This is a genomic window from Cohnella mopanensis, assembly GCF_022352055.1.
Taxonomy (GTDB): Bacteria; Bacillota; Bacilli; order Paenibacillales; family Paenibacillaceae; genus Cohnella; species Cohnella mopanensis.
In genome coordinates this window covers 150,906-172,150 of record NZ_JAKRWM010000006.1, presented here as the reverse complement: position 1 = coordinate 172,150, position 21,245 = coordinate 150,906, and the positions used below count along the sequence as shown (strand labels likewise).

Below are 21,245 nucleotides of genomic sequence, written 5' to 3'. Positions count from 1 at the left end.
CAATGGAACGAGAGAGACTGCGCGGAGGAAGCTCCTTACTTAGGGATAGGAGGGAACACATGTCTTCGAAAGCAGCACCGGCAACAACGGAAGCCCCGTTCTCGATCAAAGCGATTTTGGGACCGTTGATTGCGATTGTCGTCGGTATTTTTATGGTTATTTTGGATGGTACAGCCGTTAACGTTGCACTTCCCAAACTACAGCAAGAATTCAAACTGTTGGACTTGTCGTTAGTCCAATGGACGGTTATTGGTTATGCTTTAGCCCAAGCGGCGGTTATTCCTCTGGCGGGCTGGCTGTCGGATCGATTCGGCGCTAAGAAAGTATTCCTGATCTCAGTCGGGTTGTTCACCATGGGATCTTTATTGTGCGCTCTAGCCAACACTGTCGAAACGTTGATCGCTTTCCGGATCGTTCAAGGTTTAGGCGGAGGCGTCGTCGTTCCGATTGCAATGGCGTTCGTCTATCGGTTGTCGCCACCAGGCAAAGTCGGCGCGGTTATGGGGATGATGGGAATACCTATCCTGCTAGGTCCTGCACTGGGGCCGGTAATCGCGGGATGGTTCGTAGAATATCATAGCTGGCAATGGATTTTCTTAATCAACATTCCAATCGGTATCATTGGAGTTTTCTTAGGCATTCGTACCTTGCCTAACATTCAGCGCCAGAATGTTGCATCGTTAGACGGACTAGGTATGATCTTAGGGCCATTGGCGTTTGCTGCGCTAGTATTCGGAGTTTCCCATGGCGGTATTGATCCGATGACGGGCAAATCCACATGGTTGGATTGGGAGACGCTGGTCGGATCTGGGGTCGGGCTCGTAGCTTTGATTCTGTTCGTTATCGTCGAGATTAATCGTAAGAACCCGCTTCTGGAGCTTCGCGTATTCCGTTCCGGAAACTTCACCAAAGGAATTATCGTGCAGTGGATTTCGCAGATCGCCATGTTCGGCACGATGTTCCTCGTTCCGTTGTTCTTGCAACAAGCGCATGGATATAGCCCGCTTAAAACCGGCTTGATCATGCTTCCTCAAGCACTGGCTTCGGGTCTGTTCATGCCGATAGGCGGTAAATTGTCCGACAAGTTCGGCGCCCGTCCTCTTGTCATTGCCGGGATGGCTCTGACGACAGTTGCTGCATTATTGCTGTCCAACATTTCTGGAGATTCCGGTGCCGGTTCGGTTATGCTGCCGCTTGGACTTCTTGGAGCCGGTATGGGATTGTTCATGATGCCGCTGAATAACCATCTGATTCAATCAGCTCCGCAGAATTTGGTCGGACGCGTAACATCGCTTACCAATGCGGCGCAGCAAGTCATGATGTCGTTCGCCATCGCGATCCTGATGACGATCTCCTCGACTAAGATGCAGAATCTGATGATCGAGCAGGGCAAGCAGAAGCCTGACGTAGATCTGTATGCATCGTCATTCGGTTATACGTTCTTGATCTTGCTCGGCATTGCGATTGTTGGAGGTCTCCTTGGCCTTATGCTTTCTAAGCCGAAAAAAGCCGAAGGCGATTCCGCGGCGAATGCCGAGATACCGATCATGGTAGGTCACTAAGGGTTAGAATAGAACGCAAAACAAAGGCAGCATCCTAGGGATGCTGCCTTTGTGGTATTCCGGTTCCATTATTTGAACAAGTAGAAATCCGTACCTTTAATCGCGTCGAGATCCGCGCGGTCCACCGCAAGCTCGGTCACTTCGCCCTTATCGGTTAATTTCGAAGTGTCGATGATTTCTTTCACGATTTCCGGCTCGTAGTGGGTCGGGCCCGCGATTTTGGGTTTAACCTGTTCCAGAACCTTGACCGTACTCGCGGTAGAAGCGCTATACTCGCTTACGTTCGAGAATCTGGAAAGGACGACATCGATTTTGCCAAGTTTCTTCAACTGCTCCGGCGTGATTTCATCTTGCCCGAAATCGCCGAAGTGGGCAATTCGCAAACCGTCTACTTCGAATACGTAGATGAAGTCGCTCGGTACCCCTTCGAAGTAAGTAGGGGTGTGGCTTGCCGGGATCGAAGTGACTTTAATATCCTTTACGGTAAAGGAATCTTCTTGGAATACGGATACTTTCGCGTCGGGAGAAGCATTAATGAAGCTCTCGTCGAAATGATCGCTATGCTTATGGGTGACGGTAATGATGTCGGCCTTTAGGATTTTATCTTTATGGTAGAGTCCATAGGGATCGGCGATGGCGACCGTGCCGTTCTTGGATATGATGGCATAGGTAGCATTGTAAGCACCGCTCTTGTCACCAGTGATGTTACGGATTAACGTTTTGCCTGTCGTGTTCTTCAGGGTGTCGGTATCGAAGGTCATGACGGGTTCCGAGCTCTCTGATGGAACAGCTTCCGAAGCTTGGGAAGTTGCAGGCGCGGCGCTTGCAGATGACGCGCTAGAAGCGCTTGGCGAGTTAGCTGCTGGCGACGCAGGGCTATCTGCCGAATTGCCGCAAGCTTGAGCTAAAAACAAAAAGGGAATACTGAGAAGCAACAAACGAGTTTTACCGAATCGCATTCGAAGACCCTCCTATGAAGTGCTGCGCATCTAGGCGCGGCTACGATTAATATCGTACTGGAGGCTGAAAGCGGATGATATAGCTAATCGTCAGCGATTAACTGACAATCGGAAATGATCGAATAAGCCAAAGCAAATAGGCTCCTGGCTTGTATATCTACTAGATACTTACTGCGGCATGCGGCAATATAAATTGCGGAATTCCGCAGGAGAAAGCCCGGAGTGCTTGCGGAAGGTGCGGATGAAGTGGGCATTGTCGCGAAGGCCGACTCGGTTCATGACTTCATCGGATGGCAATAACGTGTTTCGAAGCATATAACCAGCCATCTGCATCCTTATGGAGTTTAAGTAAGCCATAATGGACATCCCGGTGGAAAGCTTGAAATGCTGGTTTAAGGTTGTTTTGTTCGTATGGAATAGCTTGGTTAGGTCTTCGATCTTGATCTTGTCTTTGTAATGAATATGTAGGTATTGAACGACGGGTTGCAAGGTTTCCGACGCCGTTCCAAGAATAGGTTGAATTTGAGGCAAAGCATCGCTATAAGGACGGCGAAGTAGAGTGAGCAGTTCCATCAGAATGGAACGGGTGCGGCAAGGCCATTGAGCGTCCGGCTGTTCCGTTAAGTGCCGCTTAGTTTCATCCAATAGATACTCCGCATGTTTGGCCATCGAAGGATCGATCGGAACGATATTCGGATTATAGCGGTATTCCGTTACTTGCCTTTTGCGAAAGGGGTCGAGGTACCATTGATCTTGAATGTCCCGTACGGTGAATTCCGCGACGTTTTCTTGGGAAGGCTCGAGCATAAAGCGATCGTTGATCAAATTAGGGTGAAAATAAATCGATTTAGAGGTTATGTAGCAATCGGGATGAAGGCGAAAGGATTCGCTTTCGTTCAAGCAATAGAAAGCGGGACTAAGGATAGGAAAGGAAGTGCCGTCTATCTCGACAATGCCCGCGCCTTCCAGCACCAACAACAAATGATACCTTTCTCTCAGGCCTTGATTGAAATGATCGTTGTTGTCCGTACGGACCCACATCGGGTGGGCGTATCCGGAATGATGGAGAATACCGATCGCGGATAATGGCAAGGCAGTGCCTCCTTAACCTGTCTAGATATTGGACGACCCCCGCAGACGAGTCTGACGGGGGTCTTAATATTGAAGCGCAACCGCGCGATTCTTCCTGAATTCACTTTCACGAAAACAACGATAGCCCTACCTCTCCATCGTTCTTGCGGCTCCGAGGCCGCGCCAGTGAGAATTCGTGTTTCCTTCCAGCAGCCGATCTGATTTTAATAAGGAATGTGTGGGGAAACGGAGGAATATTACCCTTGTTAATGAGGAAAAACCTGAGGGTTACTACTTCTTCAATTTATAATTATATCTATTTATCTAATAAATGTCAAGGGCTTGCCTATATTAATGTCAGATTAGAGGGATATGGACAAGAAGGGCGAAAATTTATGAAGAGGTTACGATGTGCCGATGACAATGGATATGTTGAGAAACTCATACTAATTAAAGCAGGTGTAGATCCGATGGTTCATTATTTGCACGTTAAATGGTTCACAGATGTAACGCCGGTCAAGGAAACGTTGGAAAACGTTCTATCGCCCGTGTTCATGGGGACGGCAATCGCGGTCGCTTTATTATTAGCTGTGCTAACGCAGTTGCTTCCCTCGATTATGAAGCTATCGGGACTAGAGAAATTGGATCGACAGGTGGAGCGATTGCGACCAAGGTCTTTCCTTATTCTCCAGTACGGTACTGCGATAGCCTTGCTATGGTCTTTGTTAGAAGGCAGCTTGTTTGCTCCAGAGTTTGGCCAGCCGCATCAGGAGATCAAGATCGCCGTATATGCGACAATCGTATTGTTGCTAATTCCGCATCATATTTCTCTCAAGCTAGCCGCCTTAATCCTCATCGGACTTTACGTATACGATATAGGCGAATTCGGCTTGTTCCATATGCTGGATTACGGCTTCTACTTGGCCATCGCTGCGGCGCTCGCGTTCTATAAGACCGCATTCGAGAAGTGGTCGTTTCCTTTGCTATATTTGGGTACCGGTCTCTCGCTTTGTTGGGTGGCGGTAGAGAAATGGATTTATCCGGCCATGAGCCTGGATATTATCGAGAACCACCATGTACCGACCTTCGGATTCGATCCGGCGGTGTTCATCGTATTGGCCGCATTTATTGAATTCGTGGTCGGATATTTGCTGGTCGTAGGAATATTGAACCGGCTATTATCGATCGTCCTAACGCTGATCTTCATTATGACGACTATGCTGTTCGGCTATGTAGAGATCGTGGGCCACTTCATGATCCACGTGATCTTGCTGCTGTTTATTATCGAAGGGGTGAGTTTCTATAAACCGCCCGTCGAAATGCACAAGACGAAGCTGGACCGAATTGTTTTCGTAGCCTTGAATTTCTTGCTCGTGCTGGCGACTTTCTTGATTATCTATTATCGGTTTGCGTAGATCCAGGTAATTACGTGCATTGAGATGACAGGGCCGCTGTATACTAGAATATAAAAGGAGGAATGTTCATGCAGCAATTTGCGATTGTGGTCAAGGAAATCAGGACTTTTCTGACTTCGTTCCGGCTCGTAAGGTTCTTGTTGCCATTTCACCTACATATTCTTTTCGGCGGTCTCGGCGTTTTGTTCTTGGAGGAGTTGTTTTATCGGACGGCGTCCTACTCTAGCTACGACACCTTGAATACGCTGTTCAACGATATACCGCTACACTTGATCGCTTACTATGGTACTTTCGTAGGCATTTGGTTAACGCTGATCTCCAGGGACGTGAAATACTTGTGTTATGGGCTGTGGGGATATGCGTTCCTTGCGTTGTTCCCGTTCGAAGGGCTGGATTTGTCGGATATCGTTCGGGCAGCGATTTATGCTTTCGGCGGTTATGCGATATTCCGTTATAGCACAACCTCGGCAAGCGGATCGGATACGAAATCATTGAACGTCTGAATGCTTCTATAGTAAGTCATCGATCAAACCCGCCTATTCATTAGGCGGGTTTTTTCTCGTTACCTGAAAAAATGCAACCCCAAACGAAATTTGGACCCTTACGTGCGAAAGGAAACACTGATTATACTTATAAATATGAAAAGGCTTACAAGAGGATTGCGAGGAGGTGCGGCCGGAATGGAATCGAATGCGGGAATAGATAGCCCGATACACAAGCCTATGAACACGATGAAAGGGAGATCCAATCTCTTACGTAGAATTTACGGCCAGCGTTACCTTCAGGTGATGGCATTGCTCGGAGTCGCTTGGATGATCTTATTCAATTACATTCCGATGTACGGGATTATACTTTCATTCAAGGATTACATTGGAGTCGGGAATATTTCGGACGCGCCATGGGTCGGTTGGAGTCATTTCAAGGCGATCTTCGAAGACGATACGATGGGCCAAGTCATTAAGAATACGCTTGGTATCAGCTTGCTGAAGCTAATCATCGGATTTCCGCTGCCGATCGTATTCGCGTTATTCCTTAACGAACTTCGTTCTTTGAAATTCAACCGGATCGTTCAGACCATTTCTTATCTGCCGCACTTTTTATCTTGGGTTATACTAGGCGGAATCCTGACCACATGGTTATCGGATGTCGGAATTGTCAATGACCTTCTAATGGGGCTTGGGATTATTCACGAGCCGATCTACTACTTGGCGGAACCTAGTTATTTCTGGAGCATCGCTATTTCTTCCGACATCTGGAAAGAGTTCGGATGGTCGGCTATTATCTATATCGCTGCCATCGCAAGCATATCGCCCGATCTATATGAAGCCGCGACCATTGACGGCGCGGGCAGATTCCAGAAAATGTGGCGGGTTACGCTCCCGTGCATTAAGGGAACGATTTCGATCCTATTTATTCTGGCGATCGGTAATATCCTGAACTCGAATTTCGATCAAATCCTAGTGTTGAAAAATCAAGTGAACGAAAGCGCAAGCGGCGTTATCGACACTTACGTTTACGAAATCGGTATTCGATCGGGTAGATTCTCCTATTCGACCGCGGTCAATCTATTTAAAGCGGTCATCGCGCTCTTCCTGCTATTGATCGCGAACTCCATGACCAAACGCATGAATCAATCTTCTCTATTTTAATAAGGGGGTGAACCGGCCATGTGGACACGAGACCGCAGAACGCGCGGAGATATGATATTCGACAACCTCAACATGATCGGGATGCTGCTCATTTGCTTCGCAACGTTATACCCGATCTGGTACGTGCTCGTCAACTCGTTTAACGAAGGCAAGGATGCCATGACCGGTGGCAACATTTACTGGATCCCGCGGGATTTCAGTTTCGAGAATTATACGACCGTATTCAAAAACGCGGGGATCATGACCGCGATGGGGATCACGGTGGCCAAGACGCTCATAGGAACCGCCATCCATGTCTTCTTCACCGCAATGGTCGCCTACGCTTTCTCGCGCAAAGAGCTGATCTTCAAAAACTACTATATGATTATCGGCACAGTGACTTTGTTCTTCAACGGAGGCATGATTCCCACTTATCTGTGGTTCCGAGATCTCGGGCTGCTCGACACGTTCGGTGTCTATATCTATCCAGCAATGTTCAGCTTTTTCGATCTCATCATCTTCGTAGCCTTCTTCCGCGAGATTCCCGATGGATTGGAAGAGGCGGCGAAGATCGACGGGGCTAACGATTTCTCGATCTTCGTAAGAATCGTTCTGCCGGTCTCCTTGCCCGTCGTCGCAACGATAGCGCTCTTCCATGGCGTATGGCAGTGGAATGACTATTTTACGGGGTTACTGTATACGAATAGCGAAAAACTCCAGCCGATCCAGACCTTCTTATATAGGGTCATTGCCCAGTCCAGCTCGAACCAGATCGTAGGAGCGACCGGCGGGGCAATCAACCGAACCGTAACCGGGCAATCGATCAAACTTGCGACAATGGTCATCACGACGTTGCCGATAGTGCTCGCGTATCCGTTCTTGCAAAGGTATTTCGTAAAAGGACTCATGATTGGTTCGCTCAAAGGCTAGCGTAAACGCAGGTTTCACTATTCCCGTATGGGAAAATCATATAATACGAACAAAAGGGGTATGACAATGAAAAAGTGGCTAAGCTTAACCATTATCGTAGCGCTCATGATCACCCTCGTTGCATGCGCAGGCAATAAGAACGAACCGGAAGCAAGCGGCAGCCAGAGCGCAGCCGGCGAACCTCCGGCATCGAGTGAGAGCGCTAGCGTGGAACCGGCCTCGGACGAACCGGGTTGGAAATCGGACACTTCGCCGATTACGTTCGACTGGTACTTGAATTTTGCTTGGTTTCCGAACAAATGGGGCGTAGATCCGACTTCCAAATACATCACGAAGAAAACCGGCGTCACCTTGAATCTTATCGTCCCGGCCGGTAACGAGAACGAGAAGCTGAACGCTATGATCGCTGCCAACGATCTGCCGGACTTTATCACGCTTGGCTGGTATGAGGAAGGCGTGAAGAAAATGGTAGAAGGCGGACTTGTGGATTCCTTAACGGATTTGGCTAAAGAATATGATCCGTATTTCTTCAAAGTAGCGGATGCTGCCAAGCTGTCTTGGTACGCGCAGCCGGATGGCAAAACTTACGGATATCCGAACGCATCGTCTTCTCCGATGGATTTCCAAACTTTCGGCACGCAGTTTACATCGAACCAAACGTTCGTCGTTCGCAAAGATATGTATGAAGCAATCGGAAGTCCGGACATGCGGACACCGGAAGGTTTCCTTAACGCATTGAAGTTAGCGAAAGAGAAATTCCCTCAAGTGAACGGTCAGCCGCTTATTCCGATCGGCTTCCATGAATTCGGCGACGTGGGCAATTATTCATTCATCGACGTTCAACAGGATTCGTCTTACCTGGCTAACTTCCTTGCTCTGCCGCGCGAGAAGGAAGGAAAACTATATGACCGTACTACCGATCCGGAGTTCGTGAAATGGCTTAAAGTATTCCGCCAAGCGAACCAAGACGGCTTGATCTCGAAGGATGTCTTCGTTGACAAACGGGCTCAGATGGAAGAGAAAATCGCACAGGGCAGATATTTCGCGATGATGTATCAACGTACGGATTTCGCGGCGCAACAGAACGTTCTGTTCGCGAAGGATCCTAATTCCGTATACATTGCGGTTGACGGTCCGGCGAATGCGCAGATGGACCCGCCAACGCTATCCGGTCCGGCGATCTCCGGTTGGACGGTAACGTTGATCTCCAAGAAAGTGAAAAACAAAGAGAGAGCAATCAAGTTTCTTAGCTACCTGATTAGCGAAGAAGGCCAGAAAGATATGTACTTGGGCGAAAAAGGCGTGACATACGATACGATCGACGGCAAAGACCAATTCAAACCAGAGGCGTTTAATCTGATGAATACCGACCGTTCGGCATTCGATAAGCAATACGGTGCATCTCACACGTTCTGGATGCTGATGGACACGAACATGCAGCTGCAATGGCAGCCGCCTGCAGTAGAGCCATTCAAACAATTGGAAGACTGGACCAAAGGCAAAACGACCAGCTTCTCGCAGTATGACCTCATCACTCCGCCAGCGACTTCCAAAGAAGGCATTAACGCAACGAAGATTGCCAATGAATGGGGCAAAGCCTTGCCGAAGCTTCTTCTCTCCAAGTCGGATGCGGAGTTCGACCAAATCTTCAAGGATTTTGTAGAGAAACGCGAGAAAACAGGCTATGCGGAATTGGAAGCCTATCGCCAAGCGAAATACGAAGAGAACGTCAAGAAATTGGCGGAATTCATGAAGTAAGATGCAAAGCTAGTCCAGAAAACCCAGAAAACCTGGGTTTTTTGGACTTTTTGAGCGTTCAATGGCAGAAGCGCGTGATAGAATAAGATCACGACCGCCGCGAAAGAGATGTGACGTATCATGCCGCGCTACTGGAAGAACAAATGGGAGAAAATCAAGTTCCGGTTGGAGCAAACGACTCTTCAGAAGAGGCTTGTTATCGCCTACATTCTTATTATGCTCTTGCCGAGTCTACTGATCTCCATGTATATTTTCCGGGGATTAACCGGCAATACGGTTCAAGAGCTTCAGAAAAATAATGAATACGCTCTGGAAATCGAGCAAATCAATATCGAAAACAACATGGAAACGATGAAGAGGGCCGCGCAGAGAGCGATCGTCGACCAGAAGGTCATCGATTATTTAATGCAGCCGAGTCTGATGAGCGTACCCGATTTAATCGATTTGGATCGCTTCAGTTTGCAAAACATCGTAAGAATTCAATTTAACAATCCTAACATCGAACTCATTCGTATTTTCATGAGCAATTCATCGACCAACGAGATGTCTCCTATCCTTCTGTACGAGAGCCGGATCCAAAACGCCTCTTGGTATTCGCACGTGATGGAAGCCGATCAAGCCGATGTATGGGTATTCAGCCGATCGACCAAAGAACTGTTTAAAAGCCGGTCTGAAGAGCAAGAGGATAACCGACCGAGAATTTCCCTATACCGGGAGCTGCAATACCCGCAAGGCACTCACGTCGGCATCCTGCAGGTAGATATGTTTCTGACCAATTTCTTTCCGAATACGTTCAGTGCTTTGCAAGACGAACAGTCGCAACTGGTCGTTATCGACCGAAAAGGCAACTTCATCCGAAATCCTGCAAGCGGTTTCTTGGATCGGTTCGGATTAACGGATACCCTTCTGAAGCAGCAGATCGCATCCATCGAACCTGCCAAGATGAATAAGGGAAGCTTTGAATTCAGAGCGGGGGGCGTTCCCTTCTTGGCCGTCTATTCTTATATCGAGCCTCTCGATTCGTACATGATCAAGGTGGCTTCGCTGAAGCCCGTATACGATGGAATTAACGAAACGCGCAACCGTATCATTCTCGCTAACGTAGTCCTTCTGGCCATTTTGACGGTGTCTACCTATTATTTGAACTCTTTTATTTTGAAGAAGCTGCACGTGCTGACGGATTCGATGAAGAAGGTGCGTCAAGGGGACTTTGGTTTTGACATTAACATCCGCGGAGGGGGAGAGGTTGGCGATCTGGCCCATCATTTCCGTAAGATGCTGCGCAAGATCAACGAGCTCATCGCCGATGCGGTCAACAAGCAGGCGGCGGCCAAAGAGGCTGAGCTGGCTACGCTGAAGAATCAGATCGACTCCCATTTTCTATACAATACGTTGGAAAATATTAAAATGATGGCGGAAATCAACGATCAACGAAATATATCGGATGCGCTTACTTCCTTGGGCAGCATGATGCGTTATAACATGCGCTGGACGAGCGAATATGTTCGCTTGAAGGACGAGATGACTCATATCGGCCATTACATTAACATAGCCAATATCCGGTTCGACGATAGAATGAAGCTCGTTACGAACGTACCCGACAAGTATATGAACCAGGAGTTACTCAAGATGTCGCTTCAACCGGTCGTAGAGAACTCCGTCAAGCATGGGCTCGGAGACGGAGATTTGACTATCGTGATTGTTGCGGAAATAGAGGATGACGCCATGCTGATCTCCATAACGGACGACGGCGTAGGCATGTCGCTTCATCAGGTACAACAGTTGAACGAACGGATTATGAGAGCCAACGGAACTGTAGCTTCCGGAGAAGAGCATGGATATACCGGAAACGGGAACGGCATCGGGTTGGTGAACGTTCATAGCAGAATTCAAATGCATTTCGGCAAGGAATACGGTTTGAAGGTGGAGAGCGAGAAAGCAAGCTATACGCGAGTGACGATTCGTATTCCTCATTTTATTCTGGACGGGGGGAACTCCTCTTATGAGAACGCTACTAATCGTCGATGACGAGCGAAATATCCGAGTCGGACTAAAGGCGATGATCGAACGCGAGATGCCCGGCATGTACCATATTGCTTTGGCGGCCGATGGCCGGCAAGCGATTGAAAGTTATGGGCAAGAACCTGCGGATATCGTAATAACGGACATCCGGATGCCCGTTATGGACGGAATCGCGCTAATCGAACAGCTCGCGGGGATGCCGAATGGGCCAGCGCTGCTCATATTAAGCGGGTTCGACGATTTTCAATATGCCAAGGCTGCGATTAAGCATAAGGTCAAAGAATATATGCTTAAGCCGATCGTACGGGACGATTTGTTCGCGGCGCTAGGGAGAATCGAATCCGAACTTGTCCTAAGGGAAGCGATCCAGTACAAGATTAAAGCAACGGATAAATACCGAAGAGGCATGCAGGTAAATACGCTTCAACATATTTGGGCCAGACCGGGCATCGGGACCGAAGAAGTGCAATCGTTATGCTTAGAGGCGGGCCTTCTCAGTTTTGAGCCTGCGTATTACATTGGATTATTGGATTCAGCAGGCAATCAACGCAATTTGGTCAAAGGGAATGAATATTTAACCGGGTATGAACAACAAGGGTCATTTCTCTCGCTGGAAGACAAGGATGGCCGACTGGTCGTCTTGACGTCGGAGCAAGAGATTTTGCTAGGGTTAGCGGATTACTTGGGTGCCGACTCCGGGGGGACGGGAACCTTCACTACGGGCATAAGCAGTAAAGGGGAATCGATCGGACAGCTCCAATTGAAATACGAAGAAGCCCGGCAAGCGCTCAAGTATCGGATTCTTATTAGCCGATCGGAATCGGCGCTGATCCATTATGGGCAGATCACGCTAAGAGATCGTAATTATCGGGTTTCCGAAGATACGATACGTAAGCTGGCTAACGTGCTTGGAACGGATAGGGACAAGGAAATGAAGGCGTACCTTATGGAGCTATTCGCAGCCAAGGCGCTATGCGAGGCGGATATCGGCTACTTCGAAGCCGTAAGCCAAGCGTTGAACGAGAAAGTATTCGATCAGGTGTTCCATACTTACGGGGAAGCTTCCGTAGAAATCATTAAGATGTATAAGCTGGCCGGAAGCCTGTATAACTTTAGTCATATCCAAGACTATATCCATTGCGTTCAAGATCTTCTATTTGCTTTGAACGATTATATTCGTCATTTGAAATCCGTCCATGTCGATCAGAAAGATATGGGGAAGGCAGTGGAATATATCCAAGCAAACTATAGCAAAGACCTCAGCATGACGATGGTATCCAACCATGTCTCGCTTAACTACTCCTATTTCAGCCAAGCGTTTAAGGATTTCGTGGGAACAAGCTTCGTTCAATACTTGAAAAACTTGCGAATCGAGAAAGCAAAGGAGCTATTGGAGACCACGGAGCTTAAGGTGCTTGAAATTGGAGATCGCGTCGGATTCGAGAATACGAAACATTTCAACCGGGTATTCAAAGAGATGCAGGGAGTTACGCCGCTGGAATACCGGCAGAACAGGATCGACCGTCCGAGAGGAACGTTAAACGGATGAGCAGAGACGTAAAGGCAGCCATCGAGGCTGTCTTTTTTACTATATGGTTCGACTAACATTTGCCGAATTGAATTTTTTGCGAAGCAGGAGTATACTAAAGGTGCGGTGTTAAACGATCGTTCAAAACGATCGTTCAAAACGATCGTTTAATTCATTGCCAGGGAGGTGAATGGGCATTTCAAACGGGAACGATGGACAAATAGAGCAAATAGCTATCAAGGATGTTAAGAACGATATTCTTAAAGCTGCCAAATCGCTATTCGCTACTAAAGGTTTTGAAGGGACTACCGTTAGACAACTTTGCGACAAGGCGGGAGTCTCTCTGGCGCTTGTCTCTTATCACTTCGGCGGGAAAGATAATGTGTTCTATGCCCTGTTCGAGCCGTTAGATCGAAACTTCAAGAATATGACATATGATCTAACCGTTGCAGAGAAGGCGCTACGTGATTTTATACGAAGTTTTGTCATCTACCGCTATGAGGAGCCCGAGCTCATCCATATTTTGCAGCAGGAATTAATGATGCGAAGCCCAAGGCTGGACAAGCTAAAGAACGTTATTTTGCCCTCCTGGCAGCAGCTTCGGTCTATTCTGGAGGCTGGCAAGCTAGAAGGGACGATCCAGTTTGATTCCGTTCAATTTGCCGTCAATTTCGTAATGGGCACGCTCATCTTTTCGCTCAATGATTCATTCCTTAATCCATCGGAATCCGATCAGGACATAACGTCGGAGCAAGCAGCGGGTCTCGTTATTCGATTTGTTTTTAATGGTTTGAACCCAACAGTCATCAAGTAAACGCCTACAAGGGAGATGGATTTCATGAAAGCAGCTAAATTATACGGAGCAAAAGACATTCGCGTCGAAGAAGCGCAACTTCCAGCGTTGCAAGAAGGCATGGTAAAGGTAAAAGTCGAGTTCGCCGGAATTTGCGGAAGCGATATGCACGAATACATGGCAGGACCTTATCCGATTCGTAAGCAACCGGTCATCGGACATGAATTTTCAGGGACGGTCATTCAGGTCGGAGAAGGGGTTACGGATACGAAGGTTGGAGATCGTGTAGCGATTGAGCCGCTGATTGCATGCGGGACATGCGTGAATTGCAAACGAGGCTTTGCTAATCTATGCGTGCGCCAAGACGGTTACGGCTATACGTTATCCGGAGGATTCGCAGAATACGCCGTCGTAAAACAAGAGAACATATTTCGGTTGCCTGACAATATGAGCCTTGAACTGGGTGCGCTAGTCGAGCCAACCGCGGTTGCTGTTCACGCCGTTCGTCAGAGCCAACTGAGGTTGGGGGATACTGTTGCGATCTTCGGAGCGGGTCCGATTGGTCTTCTGCTGCTGCAATCGGTTAAGGCAGCGGGTGCTAGTCAAATCTTTATCGTTGAAGTTTCGGAAGAGCGGCGCAAGAAGGCGCTTGAGCTCGGTGCGACTCATGCCATTAATCCGATCGACACGGATGCGGCTCACTCTATCAAGGAAGCCACGAATGGAGGAGTAGACGTAGCCTACGACGCAGCGGGAGTTCAAGCTACATTCGTGGCGGGAGTTGGCTCCGTTCGGCCAGGCGGCGAATTCAAAGTCGTCAGCGTATGGGAGAAGCCGGTTACCTTCGATCCTAACATGATCGTGAGGTCAGAAGCCAAGATTAGCGGGTCTTATGCATATAATAACTTGTTCCCAGAAGTCATTCGTCTTCTCGCGAGCAGCGTAATCGATGGCAATGCGGTCATAACGAGCATGATTTCCTTGGACGATATCGTCGAGAAAGGTTTCGAGCTGCTTGCCCAAGATCGCAAGCAATGCAAAATTCTAGTGAATATGAACATGTAATCATAAACAAGGGCCCGGCATCGCTTAGCTGCGATGACGGGCTTTTTTATTTGTACGGCCCTTCAAGTATTCCTCTTGTTGATCATATGTCTGGGTAGCTTAAATTAAAAAATGACTAAGAGGGAATAGATAAAGAAATAGTGATAGTCATTCCTATGAAGTGATTTAAGTGTGTTCGACCGACTGTTCAAACAATATTCCCTTGAGTATCAAGACTGTTAACATTTTCGCCATTTGACTTTCGAACGGTCGTTCGATAAGCTTTGCATCAGAGAGATCAAGAGGAGGAATTGGAGAATGAAGAGCGTCATCGGGTTTTCATTAAAAAATAAATTTGCTTTATGGATGATTACGATCATCGTCATTGTCGCGGGGTTATACTCCGGCTTGACAATGAAGCAAGAGAGCTTGCCTAATCTTAGCTTCCCATTCTTAAGCGTCACGACGGTGTCGCCTGGCTCTGCGCCAGATGCTATCGTCAAGGATATTACCGAGCCATTGGAGAAGCGGCTTAAGAACGTTGAAGGGGTCAAAAATATCACTTCGACTTCGATGGAGAACGTTTCTTCGCTCTTCGTCGAATATGATTTCGGTCAAAATATGGACACTGCCGTAGCCCAGCTAAGGGAAGCGGCGGCTGACGTAGCACTTCCGGAAGGAGTTAAGGCTCCGGATATTTCGAAGTTCTCGATTAATTCTTTCCCGGTCATTTCCCTTAGCGCGTCAGGACAAGGAAGTCTGGAAAATCTAACGAAAATCGTCAGCGAGGAAATTCGGCCTGAACTCGAAGGCATTCCCGGCGTCGCTTCCGTGCAGATCGCCGGCCAGTATGTTCAGGAAGTGACGTTGAAATTCAAGAAGGATAAGCTCGCGGAGCTAGGCCTTAGCGAAGATACTGTAAAAGGGATCATCCAAGGTTCGGCGTTGAAAGTTCCGCTCGGATTGTTCCAATTAGATAAAACGCAGAAAACAGTAGTTGTTGACGGACGAGTAACGACGATCGATGATCTGAAGAAGATCGCGATCCCGGTCATTCCATCGGCCGCTACGCCAAACGCGGCAGTGCCAAATGGGAATGCGTCGGCTCCTGAAGCGGGTGCGGTCAACAATGCCGCCCCTGGAGCGGGAGGCTTGCCAACCGTTCAATTAGGGGATATTGCTGAGATTAAGCTGCTTGGCAAAGCCGAATCCATCTCGCGCACGAACGGCAGAGAGTCCATCGGGATCCAGATCGTTAAGTCGAACGATGCGAATACGGTGGATGTCGTTAACGCAGTTAAGGACGAAGCGGATAAGCTGAAGGCTAAATTCAGTGATCTTACGCTTGATGTTCTGCTCGACCAAGGTAAGCCGATCGAGGAATCCGTTCAGACGATGTTCAGCAAAGCCATATTCGGAGCATTGTTCGCGGTTATCGTCATCTTGTTGTTCCTAAGGAACATCCGTACGACGTTAATCTCCATCGTTTCTATTCCTTTGTCGCTCATTATCGCGGTTCTTTTCTTGAAACAGTTCGACATTACCCTTAATATTATGACGCTTGGAGCGATGACTGTTGCTATCGGGCGGGTCGTCGATGACTCCATTGTCGTTATCGAGAATATTTATCGCCGCATGTCTCTTGCGAACGAGAAGCTGAAGGGCAGAGAACTCGTGCTGGAAGCGACGCGCGAAATGTTCCTTCCGATCATGTCGTCTACCATCGTTACGATCGCAGTATTCTTGCCGTTAGGACTAGTAAGCGGAATGGTTGGCCAGATTTTCCTTCCTTTCGCTTTAACGATTGTTTTTGCCTTATTGGCTTCATTGCTAGTTGCCGTTACGGTAGTGCCGATGTTGGCTCACCAAATGTTCAAGAATGGGGTTAAAGCGGACAAAGCCCATCACGAAGAGAAACCGGGTCGCATGGCTAATGGCTATCGCCGTTTGCTTACATCTGCTTTGAACCATAAGATCATTACTTTAGTTATTTCTTTCGCCTTGCTTGTAGGCAGCTTGTTCCTCGTTCCGTTAATCGGGGCCAGCTTCTTGCCTGAACAAGAAGATAAGTACGCTATGGTGACGTATTCTCCGGATCCGGGCGACACTATCGAAGACGTGGAACAACGTGCTCTTGTTGCCGAGAAATACATTCTGGAACAATCGGATATTTCGAACCTTCAATATTCCGTTGGCGGGTCGAACCCTCTTCAGCCGGGACCATCGAAATCGGGATTGTTCTACATGCAGTACAAGAGCGATACGAAAGATTTCGCCGACAAGAAGGAAGCCTTGATCGAAGGGCTGCATAAGGCCGTTCCGACCGGACAATGGGCAGAGATGAATCAAGGGGGAGGACTTGGCGGAAGCCAATTCAGCCTTAGCGTATTCGGTGAAACCCTGGAAGACATTACCCCAGTGGTTAATCAGATCGCCGATCTTATGAAAGCCGACAGTTCTTTCGATAAAATTGATACAAGCTTGTCCAAAACCTATGATCAATACACGATTGTCGCCGACCAGGCGAAGCTTAGCCAGTATGGGTTGACCGCAGGCCAGATCGCAATGGCCTTAAGCCCGCAACGCGTTCGCCCGGTTATTACGCAGGTCGAGGAGCAAGGCAAAACGTATAACGTCTACGTAGACGTCGAAAAAGCGGAGTATCGGAGCGTTGACGATATACTGGATTCCAAGCTTCAATCTCCACTGGGAATGGCTGTGCCGATCCGCGACGTAGCTAAAGTGGAGGAAGGGACTTCTCCGAACTCGATCGCTAGACAGAACGGCAAAATGGTCGTTAACGTAACGGCGGACATTACGAAGTCCGACGTGGCGAAAGTATCCAGCGAACTTCAAGCGAAGGTAGAGAAATTAGAGAAGCCGGCGACCGTTGAAGTGCAATTCGGCGGTGTTACCGAGCAGATTAACGAAACGTTCACGCAGCTTGGCCTAGCGATGGCAGCGGCTATCGCAATCGTCTATCTCGTGCTCGTCCTAGCCTTCGGAGGCGGACTTGCTCCGTTCGCGATCATGTTCTCCTTGCCGTTCGCGATTATCGGGGGGCTTGTCGCATTGTACTTGACCGGCGAAACGTTAAGCGTATCAGCTCTCATGGGAGCGCTGATGCTGATCGGTATCGTCGTAACGAACGCGATCGTTCTTATCGACCGAGTGATTCATAAGGAAAAAGAAGGTTTATCGACTCGCGAGGCATTGATCGAAGCGGGCGGCATTCGTCTTCGTCCGATTCTGATGACCGCTCTCGCAACGATCGGAGCGCTTCTGCCGCTTGCCTTCGGATTCGAAAGCGCCGGCATTATTTCCAAAGGTCTCGGAGTAACGGTAATCGGCGGTCTCATCAGCTCGACGCTGCTGACCTTGCTAATCGTTCCGATCATTTATGAGATTTTGATGAAAATCAAACGCAAGCCGAAAAATAATGCTGCTTGACCAGTAAGTTAAGACGGGCTTGCAGAAGGAAGGTAGCAGGTCATGCAGGATAAAAAGAAGCAAATTCTGGATGCGGCGATTCATTGTTTCGCGCGCAAAGGTTACAACGCGACTACGATACAGGAGATCGTCGATGAGCTCGGCATGGCCAAAGGCTCCATCTACTTTTACTTCAAGTCCAAGGATGATCTTCTCATATCCATATTCGAATACTACAGCGAGATGATGCTTCATCGGATGGAGGTACTCCCGGAAGAAGCGGGATTGCCTCCCCGAGAGAAGCTCGTGTTGCAATGGGAAAGGCAGTTCCAATTTTTCCGCGAGCATCTGGATTTCATGATGATGCTCATTAAGGAACCGTTGACGGGATTACATCCGCACATTCAAGGGATGATGATTCGCCTGCGGGCAAGATCGCAAGTATGGAACGTGTCTAACCTTCTCGCGATCTACGGTAGCTCGGTAGAGGATTATTTGGCGGATGCATCGGCATTAATGTCGGGCATCGTATCGCAATATTTCGAGGCTATCGTATTTGAGAAAAAGAAATTCGACGAAAGCCGATTAAGTCGATTTATGGTACGGCGTATAGACGATCTTATATCCGGCATTATTCGTGCGAAGGAAACGCCGATCTTACCTCCAATGGATTTGGCCAATCTTCGGACTCTTGCGGGATTAACTCCTGAGATTAGCAACGCGAAAACGGATCTCATTCAAAAAATCATGGATCTCATCGTCGATTCGGATTATCCTGGGGATGAATCAACCCAGAGGGACATGTTAGCGGCCTTGGCATTGTTAAAGGAAGAATTCGTCAAACCGCTGCACAAAAACCATCTGATTATTCGGGCGATGCTAGCATTGCTTAAACAGAACTCTTCGGATCAGCTCGACGAACCGTTAAAACTTTTGGAGCAAAGCCTGTTAGGAAATCCAGTATAAAATAAAGCCCTCGAGCTCCCATAACGGAGATCAAGGGCTTTCGTTATTTTTTAAGCGCGACTCGGGCAGAGACTTCGCTTAGTTCGCCGATCTCCTCGTCGGTCAGACGGAAGGCCATCGCCCTGACGTTCTCTTGGGCATGGTGAAGCTTAGAGGCGCCGGGAATCGCGAATATGGAATCACCATGCGCATGAATCGTCCAGTTAAGCGCGATTTGAGTGGCTGAGGCGTTATATTGCTTCGCGAGTCGCTCGAGAACGTCGATCAAAGGTTTCGTGCGCTCTAAGCTTGCGGACTTGAACCCTTTCATCAAGCGGCGAGGTCCCGGGGTTTGGCGAATAAGCTCCGGATTAGCATGAAATTTGCCGCTGAGAATGCCTTGTTCTAAGGGGGAATAGGCGATAATGGCAACGCCTAGCTCTTGGGCGGTATCCAGAACGCCATCGCTCTCGATTCTGCGATCCAGCATGCTGTATTTCATTTGATTGGAAGCGAGCCGCAACCCATGCTCTCTTAATACACGGTCTGCTTCCTTCATCCGCTTAGCGTTGAAGTTGCTGACTCCGACGTTACGGATTTTTCCTTGTTCCGCAAGCTTGGCCATTTGCCTCATCTCGCTACCGACGGAAGAGAAGGAGAAGGGCTGATGAACCATATACAGATCGATCGGATAACCGCCTAAGCGGCGAAGCCTTTCATCGATCGTAAGCGGAATATTGCCGGCTGTTCGAAGGATCGGCCACCACTTAGTCGCGATATGAACGCCCTCGGCTAGACTCCCTGATGCATGAAGCGATTCCGCCAATATTTGCTCCGACTCGCCGCCGCCGTAAATCTCGGCCGTATCGAACCAGTTTATCCCGCCTTCTAGACTAACCCGGACGATATCTTGGACGAGGGAATGATCCAGCTTAGGCCAGAATCCTCCGACCAGTCCGCGTGCTTGGCTGAATTGCCAGCACCCAAGTCCTAGCGGGGAGAGAAGCATATCCGTGGTACCAAACTTGCGTAATTCAGGTTTCGACCGTTCATCAGGCATCTCAGCGTTCCTCCTCTGGATAAGTAAGGGAGACTTAAGGTTCAAGTGCGATATCTAATGTTAGGTCCAACGTATCGCCAGGTGCCACCGTGAGAAGTTCTTTTTTATCGTTCAGGGCTTCGTTCAAAGCCGTCCAAGGCTCTACGCAGACGAAGGGCTTGCCTTCTACCGACCAGAGCACGACATATCGGAACTGTTCGCTGTAAGTGAGGTGAACGCGCCGTCCTTGGGCTAACGGAAAGCTGATTTCCGGCTTGCGGGCGTCAAGCAATGCGGCTGATTCTACCATCCCCTCTAGAACTAACGATCCGTCGAAAGGTTTTTCCCGTTTATCGTTATAGTCCAGCATCCGAGTGGCATCGGTATCGTACATCAGGTTCTTGCTTTCGGTCGCGAAATAAGGATGGAAGCCGGACACCATAGGCATCTCGCTATCCGTGGACCGATTTATGTATTGCTGCTCGATGGCGAGTTTGCCGTCCTGAAGGCGATAAGTAAACCGCAATTCGAACTCGAATGGGAAGGCGGCAATCGTCTCGGAATTACTCTGCAAGGCTAGCGTGATGGACGCTGCGCCATCGGTGTTCGTATCGACGACTTCCCATGGAAAGATGCGCGCTACTCCGTGATTTTTCATCCGGTAGGTTTGACCGTTCCATTCGTATTCCCCGTTGACTAACTGTCCTGCGATCGGGAACAACACGGGAATTCCGCCCCTAATGTTCGCCTGCGGATTCAGGAAAGTGTCCCGATCCAAATAGAGGAGCTCGATCCCGTGCAGCTTGCAGCTCGTAACGATTCCTCCGCGTTCGGGGCAAATGACGACCGTGGAATTCGTGCTAACTTCCTTCAATTCATAGATTGGGAAACCGTCAAAGGATGGGGTGATTTGATAAGCGGGATTTGCAGTCAAAAGGTATTCCTCCTGTGTCTTGGCGTGCGTATTTATATTATACCAATATTGGTCAAGGCGCCCAATACGCTACTTATAACGGTATTCGTCATTTCCTGGGAAATGTTGTCGAATCTAGGGGCGATTGTGGAGATGTCGAGAGCGAGGGGGGATTACAAAGCCGACTTCCATATGCTTTAATAAGGGGA

Annotated in this window: 16 protein-coding genes; 12 read left to right on the top strand and 4 right to left on the bottom strand. The window is 48.6% G+C overall.

Features of this window, described 5'->3' with window-relative positions:
- Positions 1 to 59: 59 nt before the first annotated feature.
- Positions 60 to 1,562: an MDR family MFS transporter gene (locus L3D05_RS11445; RefSeq protein WP_239616187.1), complete on the top strand. Its 1,503-nt coding sequence runs from the start codon at positions 60 to 62 to the stop codon at positions 1,560 to 1,562.
- A gap of 68 nt (positions 1,563 to 1,630) precedes the next feature.
- Here the strand turns inward: L3D05_RS11445 and L3D05_RS11440 are convergent, their stop codons facing one another.
- Entirely contained in the window at positions 1,631 to 2,521 is an 891-nt protein-coding gene (locus tag L3D05_RS11440; protein WP_239616186.1) for an MBL fold metallo-hydrolase, read from the bottom strand.
- Positions 2,522 to 2,689: 168 nt separating this feature from the next.
- Positions 2,690 to 3,613 (bottom strand): helix-turn-helix domain-containing protein, encoded by a 924-nt coding sequence (locus L3D05_RS11435; protein WP_239616185.1) that lies wholly within the window; start codon positions 3,611 to 3,613, stop codon positions 2,690 to 2,692.
- A gap of 374 nt (positions 3,614 to 3,987) precedes the next feature.
- Between L3D05_RS11435 and L3D05_RS11430 the strand changes: the two genes are divergently transcribed.
- The 11 genes from L3D05_RS11430 (at position 3,988) to L3D05_RS11380 (ending at position 19,105) form a co-directional block, all read left to right on the top strand.
- The gene (locus L3D05_RS11430) at positions 3,988 to 5,007 is read left to right on the top strand and encodes a DoxX family membrane protein (protein WP_239616184.1); all 1,020 of its coding nucleotides are present in this window, start codon (positions 3,988 to 3,990) and stop codon (positions 5,005 to 5,007) included.
- Positions 5,008 to 5,075: 68 nt separating this feature from the next.
- Positions 5,076 to 5,510, top strand: a complete 435-nt coding sequence (locus tag L3D05_RS11425) for a hypothetical protein (protein WP_239616183.1) — start codon at positions 5,076 to 5,078, stop codon at positions 5,508 to 5,510.
- A gap of 177 nt (positions 5,511 to 5,687) precedes the next feature.
- A complete protein-coding gene (locus L3D05_RS11420; RefSeq protein ID WP_439647942.1) occupies positions 5,688 to 6,656 on the top strand; it encodes an ABC transporter permease in 969 nt (322 codons plus the stop codon).
- 18 nt (positions 6,657 to 6,674) lie between these two features.
- Complete coding sequence (locus L3D05_RS11415) at positions 6,675 to 7,565, top strand: carbohydrate ABC transporter permease (protein WP_239616182.1); 891 nt, start codon at positions 6,675 to 6,677, stop codon at positions 7,563 to 7,565.
- 66 nt (positions 7,566 to 7,631) lie between these two features.
- Complete coding sequence (locus L3D05_RS11410; RefSeq protein WP_439647941.1) at positions 7,632 to 9,323, top strand: type 2 periplasmic-binding domain-containing protein; 1,692 nt, start codon at positions 7,632 to 7,634, stop codon at positions 9,321 to 9,323.
- 120 nt (positions 9,324 to 9,443) lie between these two features.
- A complete protein-coding gene (locus L3D05_RS11405) occupies positions 9,444 to 11,351 on the top strand; it encodes a sensor histidine kinase (RefSeq protein ID WP_239616180.1) in 1,908 nt (635 codons plus the stop codon).
- Positions 11,326 to 12,894: a response regulator transcription factor gene (locus L3D05_RS11400; protein WP_239616179.1), complete on the top strand. Its 1,569-nt coding sequence runs from the start codon at positions 11,326 to 11,328 to the stop codon at positions 12,892 to 12,894. The genes L3D05_RS11405 and L3D05_RS11400 overlap by 26 nt, the downstream gene beginning before the upstream one ends.
- 169 nt (positions 12,895 to 13,063) lie before the next feature.
- On the top strand, positions 13,064 to 13,687 hold the full coding sequence (locus L3D05_RS11395) for a TetR/AcrR family transcriptional regulator (RefSeq protein WP_239616178.1): 624 nt from the start codon (positions 13,064 to 13,066) through the stop codon (positions 13,685 to 13,687).
- Between the two features lie 24 nt (positions 13,688 to 13,711).
- Positions 13,712 to 14,731 (top strand): 2,3-butanediol dehydrogenase, encoded by a 1,020-nt coding sequence (locus L3D05_RS11390; protein WP_239616177.1) that lies wholly within the window; start codon positions 13,712 to 13,714, stop codon positions 14,729 to 14,731.
- A 297-nt stretch (positions 14,732 to 15,028) separates the two neighbouring features.
- The gene (locus tag L3D05_RS11385; protein WP_239616176.1) at positions 15,029 to 18,160 is read left to right on the top strand and encodes an efflux RND transporter permease subunit; all 3,132 of its coding nucleotides are present in this window, start codon (positions 15,029 to 15,031) and stop codon (positions 18,158 to 18,160) included.
- 42 nt (positions 18,161 to 18,202) lie between these two features.
- Positions 18,203 to 19,105 (top strand): TetR/AcrR family transcriptional regulator, encoded by a 903-nt coding sequence (locus L3D05_RS11380; RefSeq protein ID WP_239616175.1) that lies wholly within the window; start codon positions 18,203 to 18,205, stop codon positions 19,103 to 19,105.
- A 43-nt stretch (positions 19,106 to 19,148) separates the two neighbouring features.
- Here the strand turns inward: L3D05_RS11380 and L3D05_RS11375 are convergent, their stop codons facing one another.
- Together L3D05_RS11375 and L3D05_RS11370 are read right to left on the bottom strand one after the other, a co-directional pair.
- On the bottom strand, positions 19,149 to 20,144 hold the full coding sequence (locus L3D05_RS11375; RefSeq protein WP_239616174.1) for an aldo/keto reductase: 996 nt from the start codon (positions 20,142 to 20,144) through the stop codon (positions 19,149 to 19,151).
- Between the two features lie 34 nt (positions 20,145 to 20,178).
- Complete coding sequence (locus tag L3D05_RS11370) at positions 20,179 to 21,057, bottom strand: aldose epimerase family protein (protein WP_239616173.1); 879 nt, start codon at positions 21,055 to 21,057, stop codon at positions 20,179 to 20,181.
- Positions 21,058 to 21,245 lie beyond the last annotated feature (188 nt).